The organism is Rhizobium sp. 'Codium 1' (assembly GCF_020889605.1).
In the GTDB taxonomy this organism is placed as follows: domain Bacteria; phylum Pseudomonadota; class Alphaproteobacteria; order Rhizobiales; family Rhizobiaceae; genus Allorhizobium; species Allorhizobium algae.
Genome location: NZ_JAJGPW010000005.1, coordinates 165265 through 181902, shown reverse-complemented (window position 1 = coordinate 181902; position 16638 = coordinate 165265). Strand labels below are relative to the sequence as shown.

Here is a 16638-nt window from a genome sequence, read left to right as displayed (position 1 = left end):
GGGAGACACAAGATGACCACGAACCGGCCGATCACCCTCTTCTACTCGCCCCAGACCCGCGCCACCGGCGCGCGTGTGCTGCTGGAGGAGTTGAAGGCGCCTTACGAGCTGCATGTTCTCAATATGAAGGCGGATGAGCAGCGCCAGCCGGCCTATCTCGCGATCAACCCGCTTGGCAAGGTGCCGGCGGTGCGAGTCGGCGATACGCTGGTCACCGAGCAGGGCGCGATCTACCTCTATCTGGCGGATCTATACCCCGAGGCAGGCCTTGCTCCTGCCATCGACGATCCGGAGCGTGGAGCCTATGTTCGCTGGCTGTTCATCTATGGCAACTGCTTCGAGCCGGCGGTCGTCGATCGCCACATGAAGCGCGATCCGGCCTCGATGAATGAAACACCCTATGCCAGCTACGATTCCCTCATCGACCTGGTGGAGGAGACACTGAAGAAGGGACCCTATCTGCTCGGCGAGCGGTTCACTGCGGCCGATCTGCTCTGGGGTATTGCGCTCCGCTGGACGACGATGTTCGGCCTCGTCGAAACCCGCCCTGCCTTTCAGGCCTATATGGCGCGTATCGACGGTCGCGCGAGTATTCAGAAAGTCTGGGCCGAGGATGCCGCGATGGTCGCCATGCACGAAGCGGCCGTAAAGGCGAGAGAGCTTGTAGGCTGATCGAAGTGTGAGGACCGGTCGCCCGCAGATCGACCGGTCCTCAGGGCAGCAATGATGTTCAGGCTTTGGCCATGTAGCGCGATGCGGGGACCCGCTTCGACAGATGCGGGCCAAGGTTTTGTCGAGCCGCACCAAACTGAGCCAGCAGGGAGGCGTCTTCCAGAGACGGGACAGTCACCAGTTCTCCCTGATCGAGGCCCACGACTGCGGACCTGACGAGATCCTCTACATCCATGACTCTTTCCGGATCGATGTGGTCAAAGCTCGAGCCGACGCGATCGAAGATTTCCGTGCGGGTCAAACCTGGCAGGACAGCCTGGATCCGTACCGGGGTCTCGCGCAATTCATGCGCCAGCGACTGGGTCAGCGCCAGGATGAAGGCTTTCGAGGCGCTGTAAGTCCCGTTAAAGATCTCCGGCGCGAGGGCCACCACAGAGGCGATATTGATGATCGTGCCCCGCCCTCTCTGGGCAAACGCCTGGGCTGCCGCGACGGCCAGCCGATTGGCGGCGGTGACGTTGATGGCGATCATGCGATCGAGATAGTCGATGTCGCCGTCCAGCAGAACGCCGTTCGGACCGATGCCGGCATTGTTGACCAGGACCGAGATCGCCTGATCGGCCCGCAGCCTCTCCTCGACACGCTTGACGTCGGCGGGAAGCGTCAAGTCGGCCTTGAGGATGTCGGCGGCAATACCATGCCCGTCCTTAAGTTCGGCGGCCAGAGCCGCCAGGCGCTCTTCGTCGCGGGCAACAAGCAGCAGGTCATGACCACGTTCTGCAAGCTTTCGGGCATAGGTTGCGCCGATGCCCGACGAGGCGCCGGTGACAAGGGCAGTTCCAAGGGTCGAGGACATGATCAATCTCCGGGCTTTAATTTACTGGCATATGCCACTATATATGCAGCAAGCAGGGGAAGACTTCAAGGCCCGCGCGAATTTTGTTGAAATTTCGTTTAGCTATCGGAGGCCCCAGACGATCGGGCCGTTCAAGGAAAGGACATTGCGGGATGCAAAACGAGAAGGATGTCTGGTTTCACTGCAACAATAGCGCCATCCGGCGCGCAACGCGCCAACTCGGCCAGCTCTATGACGAGGCCATAGGAGATAGCGGCCTGAAGGGCACGCAATTCTCGCTGATGTCCCAGATAGCGGTGCTCGGCAACCCCACACAGAAGGCCCTGGCCGAGTCCATGGTCATGGACCTGTCTGCTCTCGGCCATACGCTGAAGCCGCTGATCCGCGACGGCTTCGTGATCCTCGTGCCGGACGAAAAGGATGGACGGGCCCGCCGCGTTCAACTGACCGAGCAAGGGCTACGCCAGCGCGACGAGATGCTCAAAGCCTGGCGTGAGGCACAAGACCGCTTCGATAAGGCCTTTGGCAAGGAGAGATCGGAGGAACTGCGGCGCACTCTGGCGTTCATCGCATCCCCGGATTTCGCGAAGGCCTTCAACTCCAACTGAAGCAACCTTACCTTACAGGCGGATCACATAGTCCTTGCGAGTCGTTTCAAGGACTTCCCAGGTTCCCTTGAAGCCGGGTCTGAGCACCAGGCGGTCGCCGGCTCTCAGGACGACCGCTGCGCCGCCATCCTCGGTCACCACCGAGTGGCCTTCGAGAATGTGGAAATATTCCCATTCGTCATAGGAAATCCGCCATTTGCCCGGCGTCGACTGCCAGATGCCGGCATAGATGCCGCCCTCCGCTTCCTCGATGTTCCAGGTGGTGAAGTGCGGATCGCCCGAGATCAGGCGGTCGGCAGCGGGAGCCCCCTCCTCCGGGGTGACGGTGGAGGGATCAAAAGGCAGGAACAAGCTCATCATGGTCTCCAGATAGACAAGCGGCGGTGTTTTTTTTCGCACCGCCGCTGAGAGGCAGATCAGGCGTTGGAAAGAGCCTGTTCGAGATCGGCGATGATGTCTTCGGCATCCTCGATACCGATAGACAGGCGCACGACGTCAGGTCCGGCACCGGCGGCGATCTGTTGGGATTCGGAAAGCTGCGCATGGGTCGTCGAGGCCGGATGGATGATCAGCGAGCGGGTGTCGCCGATATTGGCGAGATGCGAGAAGAGCTTCAAGCCACCGACCAGCGCCTTGCCGGCTTCAAGCCCGCCCTTGATGCCGAAGGTGAAGACGGAGCCGGCGCCCTTCGGCGAATAGCGCTTCTGCAAGGCATTGTTCGGATCGTCGGGAAGGCCTGAATAGTTGACCCAGGCGACCTTCGGATGGCTCTTCAGCCAGGTCGCGACCTTCATCGCATTGTCGCAGTGGCGCTGCATGCGCAGCGGCAGTGTCTCGATGCCGGTCAGAAGCAGAAAGGCGTTCATCGGGGCAATCGCCGGCCCGAGGTCACGCAGGCCGAGGACACGGCAGGCGATGGCGAAGGCGAAATTGCCGAAGGTCTGGTGCAGAACGACGCCATTATATTCCGGGCGCGGCTCGGACAGCATCGGATATTGGCCTGGCTTGGCCGACCAGTCGAACGTGCCGCCATCGACGATGACACCGCCCATGGAATTGCCATGGCCGCCGAGGAACTTCGTGACCGAATGCACGATGATGTCGGCGCCATGCTCCAGCGGGCGGATCAGGTAGGGGCTTGCCATGGTGTTGTCGACGATCAGCGGCAGGCCATGGCGATGGGCGACCTCGGCGATGGCTTCGATGTCGACGAAGGTGCCGCCGGGATTGGCGAGACTTTCGATAAAGACGGCCTTGGTCTTGTCATCGATCTGGGCTGCGAAGCTTTCCGGATCCGCCGGATCGGCCCAGCGCACCTGCCATCCGAAATTCTTGAAGGCATGGCCGAACTGGTTGATCGAGCCGCCATAGAGTTTCCTTGCCGCGACGAAATTGTCGCCGGGCTGCATCAGCGAATGGAAGATCAGGAGCTGGGCTGCATGACCCGAGGCAACCGCGAGTGCTGCCGTGCCGCCTTCCAGCGCGGCAATCCGCTCTTCCAGAACGCCCTGGGTGGGGTTCATGATGCGGGTGTAGATATTGCCGAACTCCTTGAGCGCAAAGAGATTTGCCGCATGATCGCTGTCGTTGAAGACATAGGCTGTGGTCTGGTAGATCGGCGTGATGCGCGCGCCCGTGGTGGGATCCGGCTGGGCGCCGGCATGGATGGCTAGCGTGGCGAAACCCGGATTGTTCTCCGACATTGTTTGGTCCTCCCTGTGTGACTTCGGGGCGGATCATAATCGGTCGCCGCCCGATGTCAGCCCGGATTATTCCAAAGTGCGGCAGTGATCAGGAAATTCATACTTGATCGAGGTCAATGTCGCCGCGCGAAGTGCTGGCATGCTCTTCCCAGTCAAAGGAGAGCCCCATGACACCCACGATCGCCGATCCCGTCCGCCACACCGTGCAGCAAATAGTCTCCTGGTTCGCCCGAGGCTTCGAACAACCCGCGCAGAGCGAAATGCTCGCAGGCCTGTCCGATGCCGAAGTTCAGGCACTGGCTGACGATTGCGGCATCAACGCCCACCAGTTGCAGGCGCTCGTGAAGGCCGGCCCGCATGCGGCCGACGAAATGCCGGCGATGATGCGGGCGCTCAACATCGATCCGGCCGAAGTCGAATACCACATGCGCCGGGTGTTCCTCGACATGCAGGTTACCTGTGCGCAATGTTCGTCCAAGGACACCTGCCGTCAGCATCTGCAGCAGGGCCAGGCCGAGCAAATCTTTATCGACTATTGCGGAAATGCCGATACGCTGAACGCGCTCCGCGCCAATCCCGACCTACTGATCGGCGCCTAGACCTTCAGAGCCCGAGCCTGGGTATCTCGATCGCCGGGCAGCGATCCATGACCACACGGATGCCGGCCTCTTCGGCCGGCTTGATTGCGATATCGTCGCGCACGGAGAGCTGTCCCCAGATCACCTTTGGACGGGTTGGCAGGGCGAGCGCTTCAGTCACCACCTCACCAAGATGTTCCGGTGCGCGGAAAACGTCGACCATGTCGATCGCCTCTGGAATATCGGCCATCGTGGCGAACACGGTCTGGCCGAGGATCTCCTTGCCGGCCTGACCGGGATTGACCGGATAGACCTTGTAGCCCTTCGACAGCAGGAACCGCATCACGCCGAAGCTCGGACGGTCCGGCTTTGGCGATGCGCCGAGAAGCGCGATGGTTTTCACCTCGCCGAGGATGCCCCTCAGATAATCAGCGCTATATTGATCGTGATCGGCCATCTGCATCTCCTCTTTCACCGTATTCAGAGGATTAAATGGGGTGGCAATGACCTGCAACAAGGCATGGAACCGCCACGACGCACAACACGTTGATCGAGCGCCGAGAAGGAGGAACGTGATGCGACTGTCTCACCTTGCCATCATGACGATCGCGACCATGACGCTGGCCGAGCCTGCCCTTGCGATCTCACGCTACAATTCAACGACCCTCACCTGTGATCAGGTGCGCCAGCGCGTGATCAACGAACGCGCGGTGATCCTGCGCTATCCGTCGACACGGGTGAAGGGCATGACCCTTTATGATCGCTACGTTACCCGCAGTGCCATGTGCGATCCGCACGAATATGCGGAACGGGCCTATGTGCCGACGCGCGACACCGACCGCTGCCCGGTCCTGAACTGCCAGGACTACGATCCCGAGTCGCGTCGTTTCGGCCTCGGCAAGCCCGTCATCCGGTTCTGACGCTATCGTGGCGTTCAGGCCGCGTGCCCCTGAGCCGAGCCCGGATGCATGCGCTCGTAGACCAGCGGATATTCGGAAACTAGCGCCCGGTTCATGACGACCCTGATGCCGCCCGCCTCTGCCCTTGCAGCTGCGGCGTCATCACGAATGCCGAGCTGGCACCAGATCGCGGCCGGGCGCGGGCTCAGTGCCAACACATCCTCAACGATGCCGGTAAGATGCTCAGGGCGGCGAAAGACGTCGACGAGATGTATGGGTTCGGGGATCTCGGCCAGCGAGCCGTAGACGCGTTGCCCCAGGATGAGTTCGCCAGTGTGCAGGGGATTGACCGGAAAGACGCGGTATCCCTTGCCCAGCAAGAAGCCGGAGATCCAGTGACTGGGGCGCTTGTCATCCGTCGAAGCGCCAAGGACGGCCACGTTCTTGGCCGTCGCAAGGATATCGGCGAGGTCGCTGTTCGCATAGAAATCGTGGTTCATGGCGTTCCTCCCGGCCCGCGAGGGCCTCTGGTTCACCCGTCCTTTCATGTCCCGATCCGACTGTAGCGCTGGCGAGTTAACGACCCCATCGGAGGATCACTCAAATACCACCCATCAGACGGGCAGCACGACATGGCCGTGCTCGTCCTGCGGAAAGAAGGGATTGAACGCAATCTCCCAGAGATGACCGTCGGGGTCCGCGACATAGCCGGAATACCCGCCCCAAGTCACCTTCCGGGGTGCCTTGACCAGGGTGCCGCCACAGGAGACAACAAATTTCACGACGGCATCGACACCAATTTCGCTCGATACATTGTAGGCGAGCGCGACGCCCCGGAAACCCGCAGCCGTGTTCTCCACATGCGCATCTTCGGCAAGGCTCGCTCGGGAAAAGAGACCGAGGACTGTGCCCTTTAACTGGATGAAGGTGATGTCGTCGTTGGAAGCGGACGATTTCGTCCAGCCCAGTCTCGCATAAAAGTCCGTGCTGCGGGCGACGTCCGTGACGCCAAGGGTAATGAGCGAGATTCGGCGTTCCAGCGACATGCTTGTCTCCATTCAGGGTCCTGCCGATACGTTCGGTTTATGTTTTCATTATGTTCATGTGCATATTAGCCAAATCATAGGTTGCGAAGGCGCCTCCCGACACACCTGTTCCATATGCAAAGAAAGTGGAACACCCCTCTCTGCATCCCGTCGCTGTCCATCCGAGAGTGCATGACGAATGCCTGAGCGAGCCCCTGATTGGGGTAAAATAATACCCCATCTCCATCCACTTGTTTTCACACACTTTTTCTGACTAGGTGCCAAGTTGATCGATCTTGACGTCTTTCTGCTGGATCTCTATACCGCTCCCAAGACTGCGGCCCTTCGGGACCGCTTTCTTTTTTGCGCCCAACACGCGCGAAACAAGCAACAAGAAACGCCTGCAGTTTCGACAGACGGAACCGCGGGATCACACTGAAAGAGACCCCAATGTCTACCTTCGTTCAGAAGCCTGCAGAGGTGGAGAAGAAGTGGATCCTCATCGACGCCGAAGGGCTCGTTGTCGGCCGCCTCGCCACCATCATCGCCATGCACCTGCGTGGCAAGCACAAGGCCACCTACACCCCCCATGTTGACGACGGCGACAACGTCATCGTCATCAATGCCGAAAAGGTCGTACTCACCGGCAACAAGTATGCCGACAAGAAGTACTACTGGCACACCGGCTATCCGGGCGGCATCAAGGAGCGTACGGCTCGCCAGATCATCGAAGGCCGCTTCCCGGAGCGCGTTCTTGAGAAGGCCGTCGAGCGCATGATTCCGCGTGGTCCGCTCGGCCGTCGCCAGATGAAGAACCTGCGCGTTTACGCTGGCACGAACCACCCGCATGAAGCTCAGCAGCCCGTCGCTCTCGACGTCGCTTCGCTGAACAGCAAGAACACAAGGAGCGCCTAAGTATGGCCGATCTTTCTTCCCTGAAGGACCTTGCCCCGGCACAGGACGCAGCTCCGGCTCACGTCCGCAAGGTCGACTCCCTGGGTCGCTCCTACGCCACCGGCAAGCGCAAGAACGCCGTTGCCCGCGTCTGGGTCAAGCCGGGCTCCGGCAAGATCACCGTCAACGGCAAGGAATTCCGCGCCTACTTCGCCCGTCCGGTCCTGCAGATGATCCTGCAGCAGCCGATCGTCGCAGTGGCCCGTGACGGCCAGTTCGACATCATCGCGACCGTTCACGGCGGCGGCCTCTCCGGCCAGGCCGGTGCAGTTCGTCACGGTCTCTCGAAGGCCCTGACCTACTTCGAACCGGGCCTGCGTCCGGTCCTGAAGAAGGGTGGCTTCCTGACCCGCGACAGCCGCGTCGTCGAGCGTAAGAAGTACGGCAAGGCGAAGGCCCGTCGTTCGTTCCAGTTCTCCAAGCGTTAATCGCTGGACCACCGGAAACGGAAATCAAGGCGGGGCTTCGGCTCCGCCTTTTTTTCGTTCTCCCCACACGGCTTCACGCTACAGAGCGCCCGCTCGAGGCTTGACCGAGCGAGTCGACTGTTTAATTTGATCAAATTCAATCCGGGAGAAGCGCATATGGCCAGCAAATCGATCGACAACGCCTTCACCGCCAAGGCGCTCCGCGGGGCTGCCACGGACCCGACCTATGCGGGCGTGCTCTCCTTCATGCGGCGGAAATATTCGAAGGACCTCACCGACGTCGATGCCGTCGTGCTTGGCATTCCCTTCGACGCTGCTGTCTCCAACCGGCCCGGCGCCCGCTTCGGACCGCAAGCGATCCGGCGCGCCTCGGCGATCTTCGACAACGACCCGCAATATCCGTTCTCGCGCGACCTCTTCGAGCAGATGGCCGTCATCGACTACGGCGACGTCCTGCTCGATTACGGCAATCACCAGCAGACCCCTGCCCTGATCGAACAGGAAGCGGCCCGCATCATCGCATCCGGCGCCTATCTGCTCGGGCTCGGCGGCGACCACTTCGTGACCTGGCCACTGCTCAAGGCGCATGCGGCGACACACGGGCCACTGGCGCTGGTGCATTTCGATGCGCATCAAGACACCTGGGATGACGACGGCCAGCGGATCGATCACGGCTCCTTCGTCTGCCGTGCCGTGCGCGAGGGCGTGATCGATCCTGTCCGCTCGATCCAGATCGGCATCCGCACCGATGCGCCTGAGGATTTCGGCATCCGGATCATTCCGGGCTACGAGGTCGAGGACATGGGCGCACAGGCGATTGCCGACACCATTCTTTCGCATGTCGGCCCGGCGCCGGTCTATATGACCTTCGATATCGACTGCCTGGACCCGGCCTATGCTCCTGGCACAGGCACGCCGGTCGCGGGCGGCCCATCCTCGGCCAAGATGCTGTCGGTCCTGCGCAAGCTCGGCGCCCTCGACATCAGAGGTTCCGATATCGTCGAAGTGGCGCCCGCATATGATCATGCCGACATCACCGCAATTGCCGGTGCGACGGTTGCAATGTATATGCTGGGCTTGCGCGCGGAGAAGCTTGCGACACGCGGCTGACACATTGATTCAACACACTCAGAACCAGATTCCGCATTCTCACCTAAATCTCTGACGGGACTAGACAAATGGCAGCGAAGATCTTCATCGACGGCGAACACGGCACAACGGGTCTGCAGATCCGCACACGCCTGGCTGACCGCCGCGATCTGGAACTCTTGTCCATCCCCGAAGCCGAGCGGCGGAACGAGAAGATGCGCGAGGACATGCTCAACAGCGCAGACATCGCCATTCTCTGCCTGCCCGACGATGCCTCGAAGCAGGCTTACGAGATGACGGCCGCGAACAACAATGTCCGCCTCCTCGACGCCTCCACGGCGTTTCGCGTGCATCCGGACTGGGCCTATGGCTTTGCCGAAATGGACAAGGCGCAGAAGGCGAAGATCCAGGCGGCGCGCCATGTCTCCAATCCCGGCTGCTATCCGACGGGTGCCATCGGCCTCATTCGCCCGCTGCGCGCCGCGGGCATCCTGCCGGACGGCTATCCGGTTTCGGTCAACGCGGTCTCGGGCTATACCGGCGGCGGCAAGCAGATGATCGCGCAGATGGAAGATGTTGGTCATCCCGAGCATCTGGCGGCCAACAATTTCCTCTATGGACTTACGCTCAAGCACAAGCATGTGCCGGAGATGCAGGCGCACGGCCTTCTTGACCGGGCGCCACTCTTTGCCCCTTCCGTCGGCCGCTTCGCGCAGGGCATGATCGTGCAGGTGCCGCTCTTCCTCGAAGACCTCGCCGTTGGCACGACAGTGGAAAGCATTCACGCGGCACTCGTTGCCCACTATGCCGGTCAGGATATCGTCAGCGTCGTTCCGCTTGCCGACAGCGCCAAGCTGCCACGCGTGGATGCCGAAGAACTGGTCGGCCAGGACACGATGAAACTCTTCGTCTTCGGCACTCCCGGTGCGGCGCATGTCAACCTCGTCGCGCTGCTCGACAATCTCGGCAAGGGCGCCTCCGGTGCGGCCGTGCAGAACATGGATCTGATGCTGTCGGCTTGAAGGGGCTGATCGTGACGACCTGTCAGGTCTGATCTTCTCAACCTCTCCGGCAGCGCGTTCACTATTGTCGAACGAAATGTCGTCCATCAGTGCGGTTATGGAGAATGATTGTGGGTGCTAGTCTCGCTTTGAAAGTGAGACCACGCCATGACCAATCGTTTGCCCGTCTATTTCATCCCGCATGGCGGCGGCCCATGGCCGTTCATGGAGTTTCCGCGGGATACCGAGGGCAAGGCACCCTGGGATGACCTGCGCGGCTTCCTGCAGGGCCTGGATGCCGAGATCGGGCGGCGGCCGAAAGCCGTGCTCGTGGTTTCCGGCCATTGGGAAAAGGAACCGGTGCCGACGGTGAGCACAGCCGTGAAGCCCGGTATGCTGTTCGACTACTACAACTTCCCCCCACACACCTACGAGCTCTCCTACCCTGCCCCAGGCTCGCCTGACCTTGCTGCACGCGCAAGGGCGCTGCTGGCCGAAGCTGGGATCGACAGCGCGGAGGACGACAAGCGCGGTTTCGACCACGGCGTCTTCATTCCCCTCATGCTGGTCTATCCGGATGCGGATGTGCCGATCACGATGATTTCGCTGAAGAACACGCTGGATGTCGAAAGCCATGTGGCGATCGGTAAGGCGCTCGCGCCGCTGCGCGACGAGGAGGTGCTGATCATCGCGTCCGGCATGAGCTATCACAACATGCGAATGTTCCGGCAGGCCGATCCCGCCCATGTGCAGCAGGCGGTCCGTTTCGACAACTGGCTGACGGAGGCTGTCGCCTGGTCCGATGCTGGCGCGCGTGCGAAGGTTCTCGCCACCTGGGATCAGAACCCGGATGCGCTCGCCTGCCACGTGCCGGACCACGATCACCTCGTCCCGATCTTCGTGGCGTCCGGTGCTGCGGGTTCGGATGGCGGAAGGCAGGTCTTCCGGGGCGAATTCCTTGGAAAGCCCTATTCCGCCTATCGCTTCGGCTGACGGACCTTAATTGCGAACTTCGACAAGCACCGGCTTCGGGCGCTCCCCATAAAAGCCGCGCAGATGCGCAACCGCAAAGGCGAGCACGACCAGCGCCATGCCCTGATGGGTGACACCCGCATGCAGCGGAACCTGCGTCACGAGCGTCACGATCCCAATTACAGCCTGGAGACTGATCAGGGCAAAGAAGACCACGCTGCGGCGGGCATGGGTCGTTTGCGGCGCGGCCCGCAGACACTGGACCATGTGCGCCAATGCTGCGGCAAAGAGCAGATAGGCGCCGATGCGGTGGATATACTGGACAGTCTTCGGGTTCTCGAAAATGTTGATCCAGGCCGGTGACTGGACGAAGAGGCCCTGCGGCACCCAGGCGCCATCCATCAGTGGCCAGGTGTTGTAGCTGTAACCCGCGTCGAGGCCAGCGACGAGCGCGCCGAGATAGATCTGCACGAAGGTCATGGCGAGCAGGACACCCGCGAAAAGGCGGCTGTTCCCGGTTGGCACGGCATCGGTGCTGTGCACGCTGAGGCTACGGAAAATCCAGACACAGCTCGCAAAGATGAAGCAAGCCATCATCAGATGGACTGCCAGGCGATACTGGCTGACATCGACGCGCTCGCTGAGGCCCGAGGAGACCATCCACCAGCCGATGAAGCCCTGCAGGCCGCCCAGCGCGAGCAGGCCCACCAGCGGTGCGCGAATGCCCGGCTCGACCTTGCCGCGGATCCAGAAATAGGCGAGCGGCAGGGCAAAGATCAGGCCGATCAAACGGGCGAGCAGCCTGTGCGCCCATTCCCACCAGAAGATGAACTTGAATTCGTCGAGGCTCATGCCCTTGTTGATCTGCTGGTATTCGGGGATCTGGCGATAGAGCTCCAGCTCTTCTTCCCATTCCGCAACCGTCAATGGCGGAATAACGCCATGGATGGGTTTCCACTGCGTGATCGACAGGCCGGAATCGGTAAGGCGCGTTGCGCCCCCTACCAGAACGAGACAGAAAAGCGCTAATATCACAACACCGAGCCAGATGCGGATCGCCTTGCGGTCAGACTCCACGCGGGCGATTTCCTTGCGCACTTGCAGCTCGGGTCCGGTCAATACAGCGCTCATTCGTCAATCCTCTTTTCACCCGTTGATTTGCATCAGTCGGCCGTGCAAAACAAGCCCGCCGGTTTGCGGCAAGCGGTCGCGTCGCAGACAGGCGCGATGTCGAATAGGAATGAGGCATGACAAGGCGCCCGAAACTGAGATCCTTCATCGGCACGATCCTGATCATCCTGATCGTATCGATCTATGCCCTTCTCGCGACGACCATCGCCACGGCGACGCTCGCCACGGCTCCCTGGTGGGGGCATCTCCTCTATTTCCTTCTGACCGGCCTGCTCTGGGTGATCCCCGCAATGCTCATCATCAAATGGATGGCCGGCCCGTTCAAGAACAAGGATGCGGATTAACCCCGCCTTAACCCTCGCACGTCGCGAAAGCGCTTAGTGCCGGTGCAATAACCGTTTGTTCGCAGTGTCTGTCTAAGCTGCCGCTCATCTTTGAAACCGGACGGGGTGGGGACATGCGAGCCCAGATGCACCATGATGCAACGGCATCTGCCGAAGAACTGCCCGATGTCGGCCCTGCCGTCTTGAACGGCAAAGCCATGCTCGACACCCCGGCGGGCGAACTTACGCTTGCCATCCATCACCAGATGGAACCGGTGGAGGCCAGCTGGCGACAGCTCGAAGCCGATCCTTGGAACTCGCTACACCAGGGGTATGACTGGTGCCGGGCCTGGGTTCAGACACACGATCATCCGCTGGCCATCGTCGAAGGTCGCCTGGACGGTCAGATCGCCTTCCTGCTGCCACTTGAGATAGACCGACAATTCCTTGTGCGCAGGGCGCAGTTGGTCGGATCACCCTTTACGAATTTCAACAGCGGTCTGTTCAGCGCCCCCTTCAGGCAGGCCGCCGCTGCCATCGCGCCGCGTGACCTGGAGGCCCTGTTCATCGAGGCGTTGCACGATCATGCGGACCTGCTCAGCCTGACCCATGTGCCCCTCAACTGGCGCGGCGAACGCCATCCGCTGGCTGCACTTCCCCATGTCCGGAACCAGAACGCTTCCTTTCAGCTGCCGCTTGCCGCAACCATGGAAGAGAGCATCGCACCGCTCAATGCCAAGAGCCGCCGCAAGAAATACCGCGCCCAGATGCGAAAGCTGGATGCGGCCGGAGGATACGAGCATATCCGACCGACGCAACTTGGCGAACAACAGAGCCTGCTCGAGTGCTTCTTCCAGCAAAAGGCCGCCCGCTTTGCTGCCGGCGGCTTGCCGAACGTCTTCCAGCCGGCGGATACACAGGCATTCTTCCGCACGCTGCTCGAAAGCGACAAGGGCGGCAGCGACGTGCCGCTCGAACTTCACGCAATCCGGCTCAAGGGCGAATACGAGGGCAGGATCGCGGCGATCACCGGCCTGTCCCGCAAGGGCGACCATGTGATCTGCCAGTTCGGATCAATCGACGACAGCCTGCTGCCCGATGCAAGCCCGGGCGAATTGCTCTTCTGGCTGGTAATTGAACGCAGCGCGCTGAGCGGTGCGGCCGTGTTCGATTTCGGCATTGGAGATCAGGATTACAAGCGGCGCTGGTGCAATATCCAGACAGAGCACCATGACATCCTGCTGCCGCTCAGGCCGGCTGGCCGGCTCGCGGCGATGACCCATCGGGGCATGGCGCGGACGAAGACCCTGATCAAGGGCAATCCGCATCTCTACGCACTCATCCAGAGATGGCGGGCGATGGGCACGAGCGGACAACCGCCGGCGAAAACAGACGACTGATCAGCCTTCGATCTGGCGATCAGGCCGCGTCGCGCGCGCGGCGGACCGGCGGGTTCTTGACGGACAGGAGAACTAGGTCCGTGTAGCCGACATCCTCGAAAGCAATCATGATTTCGGCCAGTTCCTGCGCCTGCGGCTCGGGCGCCGAGAGGATGATCTCGTGGTGGCCGTTCCGGCTCAGGCGCGCGACACCGTCTGCATTTGCCGGGCCGCATTCCACCAGGACGACGTCATAGACGTCCGCCAGTGCATCGACGATCATGGAGAGCCGGTCTGCGCCGCGCATGGCCTGGCGGATATCCGCATTGCCCTGCGGGACGATATCGGCAGACGATGAATGGTCTGAATGGATGCAATCGGCAAAGGCCGCGTCACCCGTCAGAAGATCGGTGACACCCGGCAGGTCTCTCCAGCTGGCCATCAGACGACTCGGGCAGGCCGAACCGGTCATGTCGACGAGGACCGTGCGGTGGCCGCGATCGGCAAGCTCGCGGGCGAGCGCCACGGTTCCGGTCGAGCCGTCATCTCCTGAAGGCGATATAGCAAAGGCGATCCGTGCTTGCTGCTCGACCAGATAGTCAGCGACAGACGCAACCGAGAATTCATCCGCCTCCTCGCCGGACGCATCCTGAAGCGCATCTGCCCCGTGTTCCGCAGCGATCGCCTGTTCCATCTCGTCCACGAGGTCGGCATCCGGCGCGACATTCAAAAGGCTTGCTTGCATAAGGCTTGCCGGGGGGGCGTCCTGCGGGCGCTGACGAGGCATCTCGACGCTCGTCTGTTCTTCAACTTCTTCCTCATCGCGCCGCACGAAGACGGGCGCCATGGCTCCGCTCGGACGCAGGGCGCGGCCGCTGAAGAGTTCGGCCAGCATGACCGCCACGGCCGAGAGGATCAGCGTCGAGAGCGTGGCGACGATGGTGATCGGCAGGACCTTCGGGAAGCTCGGCTCCTGAGGCTCGATCGCGGTGGAGATCACCCGCGCATCAGCCGGGCTCGCATCCTTGTCGAGCCTTGTTGAGGCCTCACGGTAGCGCGCCAGATAGGTTTCGAGCAGCTGGCGCTGGGCGGTTGCCTCGCGTTCCAGCGCCTTCAATCCGACTTCGTCTTCACCAGACCGCGCGGTATCGGCCTTCAGCGTGTTCAATTGCGCGAGTAGTTGTGTCTCGCGCTCGCGGGCGACGGCTGCCTCGTTGTCGAGGCTCGCAGCCACCCGCAGCGATTCGGCCTGAACCTGTTCGCGGATACCGGAGAGCTGGGCGCGCAGCGCCTTCATCTGCGGGTGACCTTCGAGCAGGCGGGTGGAGAGGTCGGAAATCTGGGCGCGGAGCTGCGATTCCGCCGCCTTGAGGCGCTGGATCGATTCGGAGCGCGCGATGGCGTCCAGCGTATCGGTCGACTTGCCCGCCTTGATGCTGGCGCGGAGGTTCTGGGCCGTCGCCTCCGCACTCGCACGTTCACCACGAACCCTGGCAAGTTCGGTCGAGATATCGGAGAGCTGCTTGCCGTTGAAGGAGCTCTGGTCGGAGCCAAGGGACATCAGACCGGCCGACGAACGATATTCGGCGACCTTCTGCTCAGCCTCGCGGACCTTCTCACGCAGATTGGCAATCTCGGTCTCCAGCCAGCGGACGGCGTCGGAATTGTTGTCGAGCTTGGCACCGCTCTGCAGCAACCGATAGACGTCCATCATCGCGTTCGGCACGGCGGCCGCGAGCTTCGGATCCTTCGAGGTGAACTCGATGCCGATCACACGCGACTTGTCGACCTGGTAGACGTTGAGCTTTTCCTTGAAGGCATTGATCACCCGCTCCTCGGGTGGCAGTTCCAGCGGATTGCTCGTGAGGCCGAAGAGAACCAGAAAATCGGTCATGGCCGAGGGACTGGAATCCGGATCGAATTCGGTTCGCTCGTTCAACTTCAGATCACGCGCCACCTGCTTGATCAGGTCGACGGACTGCAGCAGTTGAACCTGGCTTGCGATGTTCAATTCGTCCGGCATGGGTTCCGCCGTGGAAGACGCCGTGCCCGACGCGGAGAAATTCGGCTGGCGCGACTCAATCAGCAGCTTGGCGTCGCTCTTGTAGCTCGGGGAAATTGTGTTCGCGCCGACAAAGGCGAGAACGCCGACGAGCGCCGTGGCCGCAAGGATCCTCCCCTTCCGCTGCCAGACGGCGCGAAAGAGCTGGGCGAGGTCGATATCGACATCATGTTGATCGCGGTCCAAACTCGGCATTACAGACTCCCGGAACTTCTTGTCCGCGAAAGTAAAGGATCATGGTAACTCAAGGGTTAACCCGGATCCGCCCGGATTTGGCGTGGTGTTCACAGTCCTGGCCGCCGGCCGTTTACCCGGCATTAACCCTAATCATTCGATAACAGGCCAACGAATATGCGAATTCACTGGGAGCGCAACAGCGCATGGCTATGGTCGGCAAACAGGCGATGGTTCTCGTCGCAAGCGCGTTCCTGTCCGTCGTCCTGACGGGATGCGCGAGCTACAAACCTGCGCCCAAGGTCTTTCACGAAGCAACCGTTCAGCCCTATCGCCTCGACAGCGGCGACCGGTTGCGCGTCACGGTCTTTGAACAACCCAGCCTCTCCAACACCTATACGGTCGATCAGGCCGGCTATATCGCCTTCCCGCTCGTGGGCCAGGTTGCAGCGCGTGGCGCGACCCTTCCGCAACTCGAGGGGGCGCTGGCGCAGAAGCTCAAACAAGGTTTCCTGCGTGATCCCGACGTCTCCATCGAAGTGGATCGTTACCGTTCGATCTTCGTCATGGGTCAGGTTGGACAACCGGGGCAGTATGCCTATGTCCCCGGCATGACCATCCTCAACGCCATCGCGGTCTCCGGCGGCTTCAACAGCCGGGCCAACCAGCGCGATGTCGACGTGACACGCAAGATCAACGGGCAGATCATCACAGGTCGCGTGCCGATCACGGATCCCATCCTCGCGGGGGACACCGTCTACGTTCGCGAGCGGCTGTTCTGATC

At 61.4% G+C, this 16638-nt stretch carries 20 protein-coding genes; 12 read left to right on the top strand and 8 right to left on the bottom strand.

Annotated elements, in window-relative coordinates; all coding sequences use genetic code 11:
• The first annotated feature begins 12 nt into the window (after positions 1-12).
• The gene (locus LJE98_RS14445; protein ID WP_229575925.1) at positions 13-672 is read left to right on the top strand and encodes a glutathione S-transferase family protein; all 660 of its coding nucleotides are present in this window, start codon (positions 13-15) and stop codon (positions 670-672) included.
• A 58-nt stretch (positions 673-730) separates the two neighbouring features.
• On the opposite strand, the gene LJE98_RS14440 is transcribed toward LJE98_RS14445, so the two are convergent.
• Complete coding sequence (locus tag LJE98_RS14440; protein ID WP_229575924.1) at positions 731-1528, bottom strand: SDR family NAD(P)-dependent oxidoreductase; 798 nt, start codon at positions 1526-1528, stop codon at positions 731-733.
• 152 nt (positions 1529-1680) lie between these two features.
• On the opposite strand from LJE98_RS14440, the gene LJE98_RS14435 reads away from it, so the two are divergent.
• Positions 1681-2136, top strand: a complete 456-nt coding sequence (locus tag LJE98_RS14435) for a MarR family winged helix-turn-helix transcriptional regulator (protein WP_229575923.1) — start codon at positions 1681-1683, stop codon at positions 2134-2136.
• Positions 2137-2148: 12 nt separating this feature from the next.
• Here the strand turns inward: LJE98_RS14435 and LJE98_RS14430 are convergent, their stop codons facing one another.
• Positions 2149-2493 (bottom strand): cupin domain-containing protein, encoded by a 345-nt coding sequence (locus LJE98_RS14430; RefSeq protein ID WP_229576024.1) that lies wholly within the window; start codon positions 2491-2493, stop codon positions 2149-2151.
• Between the two features lie 59 nt (positions 2494-2552).
• Positions 2553-3839, bottom strand: coding sequence for an O-acetylhomoserine aminocarboxypropyltransferase (locus tag LJE98_RS14425; protein ID WP_229575922.1), 1287 nt, complete (start codon positions 3837-3839; stop codon positions 2553-2555).
• 167 nt (positions 3840-4006) lie between these two features.
• On the opposite strand from LJE98_RS14425, the gene LJE98_RS14420 reads away from it, so the two are divergent.
• Entirely contained in the window at positions 4007-4438 is a 432-nt protein-coding gene (locus tag LJE98_RS14420) for a DUF6455 family protein (RefSeq protein ID WP_229575921.1), read from the top strand.
• 4 nt (positions 4439-4442) lie between these two features.
• On the opposite strand, the gene LJE98_RS14415 is transcribed toward LJE98_RS14420, so the two are convergent.
• A complete protein-coding gene (locus tag LJE98_RS14415) occupies positions 4443-4874 on the bottom strand; it encodes a CoA-binding protein (RefSeq protein WP_229575920.1) in 432 nt (143 codons plus the stop codon).
• A 118-nt stretch (positions 4875-4992) separates the two neighbouring features.
• Here LJE98_RS14415 and LJE98_RS14410 point away from each other — a divergent pair, with 118 nt between their 5' ends.
• On the top strand, positions 4993-5337 hold the full coding sequence (locus tag LJE98_RS14410) for a hypothetical protein (RefSeq protein WP_229575919.1): 345 nt from the start codon (positions 4993-4995) through the stop codon (positions 5335-5337).
• Positions 5338-5351: 14 nt separating this feature from the next.
• Here LJE98_RS14410 and LJE98_RS14405 read toward each other — a convergent pair whose 3' ends face one another.
• Both LJE98_RS14405 and LJE98_RS14400 read right to left on the bottom strand, forming a co-directional pair.
• Positions 5352-5816, bottom strand: a complete 465-nt coding sequence (locus tag LJE98_RS14405) for a CoA-binding protein (protein ID WP_229575918.1) — start codon at positions 5814-5816, stop codon at positions 5352-5354.
• Between the two features lie 114 nt (positions 5817-5930).
• Positions 5931-6362, bottom strand: coding sequence for a VOC family protein (locus tag LJE98_RS14400; protein ID WP_229575917.1), 432 nt, complete (start codon positions 6360-6362; stop codon positions 5931-5933).
• 429 nt (positions 6363-6791) lie between these two features.
• On the opposite strand from LJE98_RS14400, the gene rplM reads away from it, so the two are divergent.
• The 5 genes from rplM (at position 6792) to LJE98_RS14375 (ending at position 10806) form a co-directional block, all read left to right on the top strand.
• The gene (gene rplM, locus LJE98_RS14395; protein ID WP_229575916.1) at positions 6792-7256 is read left to right on the top strand and encodes a 50S ribosomal protein L13; all 465 of its coding nucleotides are present in this window, start codon (positions 6792-6794) and stop codon (positions 7254-7256) included.
• 2 nt (positions 7257-7258) lie between these two features.
• Entirely contained in the window at positions 7259-7723 is a 465-nt protein-coding gene (gene rpsI, locus LJE98_RS14390; RefSeq protein WP_229575915.1) for a 30S ribosomal protein S9, read from the top strand.
• A 156-nt stretch (positions 7724-7879) separates the two neighbouring features.
• On the top strand, positions 7880-8833 hold the full coding sequence (gene speB, locus LJE98_RS14385; RefSeq protein ID WP_229575914.1) for an agmatinase: 954 nt from the start codon (positions 7880-7882) through the stop codon (positions 8831-8833).
• 68 nt (positions 8834-8901) lie between these two features.
• A complete protein-coding gene (gene argC / locus LJE98_RS14380) occupies positions 8902-9834 on the top strand; it encodes an N-acetyl-gamma-glutamyl-phosphate reductase (RefSeq protein WP_229575913.1) in 933 nt (310 codons plus the stop codon).
• A 147-nt stretch (positions 9835-9981) separates the two neighbouring features.
• On the top strand, positions 9982-10806 hold the full coding sequence (locus LJE98_RS14375) for a DODA-type extradiol aromatic ring-opening family dioxygenase (RefSeq protein WP_229575912.1): 825 nt from the start codon (positions 9982-9984) through the stop codon (positions 10804-10806).
• 6 nt (positions 10807-10812) lie between these two features.
• Here LJE98_RS14375 and LJE98_RS14370 read toward each other — a convergent pair whose 3' ends face one another.
• Positions 10813-11916, bottom strand: coding sequence for a COX15/CtaA family protein (locus LJE98_RS14370; RefSeq protein ID WP_229575911.1), 1104 nt, complete (start codon positions 11914-11916; stop codon positions 10813-10815).
• A gap of 116 nt (positions 11917-12032) precedes the next feature.
• Here LJE98_RS14370 and LJE98_RS14365 point away from each other — a divergent pair, with 116 nt between their 5' ends.
• A complete protein-coding gene (locus LJE98_RS14365) occupies positions 12033-12260 on the top strand; it encodes a DUF2842 domain-containing protein (protein ID WP_229575910.1) in 228 nt (75 codons plus the stop codon).
• Positions 12261-12373: 113 nt separating this feature from the next.
• Complete coding sequence (locus LJE98_RS14360; protein ID WP_229575909.1) at positions 12374-13639, top strand: GNAT family N-acetyltransferase; 1266 nt, start codon at positions 12374-12376, stop codon at positions 13637-13639.
• A 19-nt stretch (positions 13640-13658) separates the two neighbouring features.
• Here the strand turns inward: LJE98_RS14360 and LJE98_RS14355 are convergent, their stop codons facing one another.
• Entirely contained in the window at positions 13659-15875 is a 2217-nt protein-coding gene (locus tag LJE98_RS14355) for an exopolysaccharide transport family protein (RefSeq protein ID WP_229575908.1), read from the bottom strand.
• Between the two features lie 191 nt (positions 15876-16066).
• Between LJE98_RS14355 and LJE98_RS14350 the strand changes: the two genes are divergently transcribed.
• Entirely contained in the window at positions 16067-16636 is a 570-nt protein-coding gene (locus tag LJE98_RS14350; RefSeq protein ID WP_370660380.1) for a polysaccharide biosynthesis/export family protein, read from the top strand.
• The last annotated feature ends 2 nt before the right edge of the window (positions 16637-16638 follow it).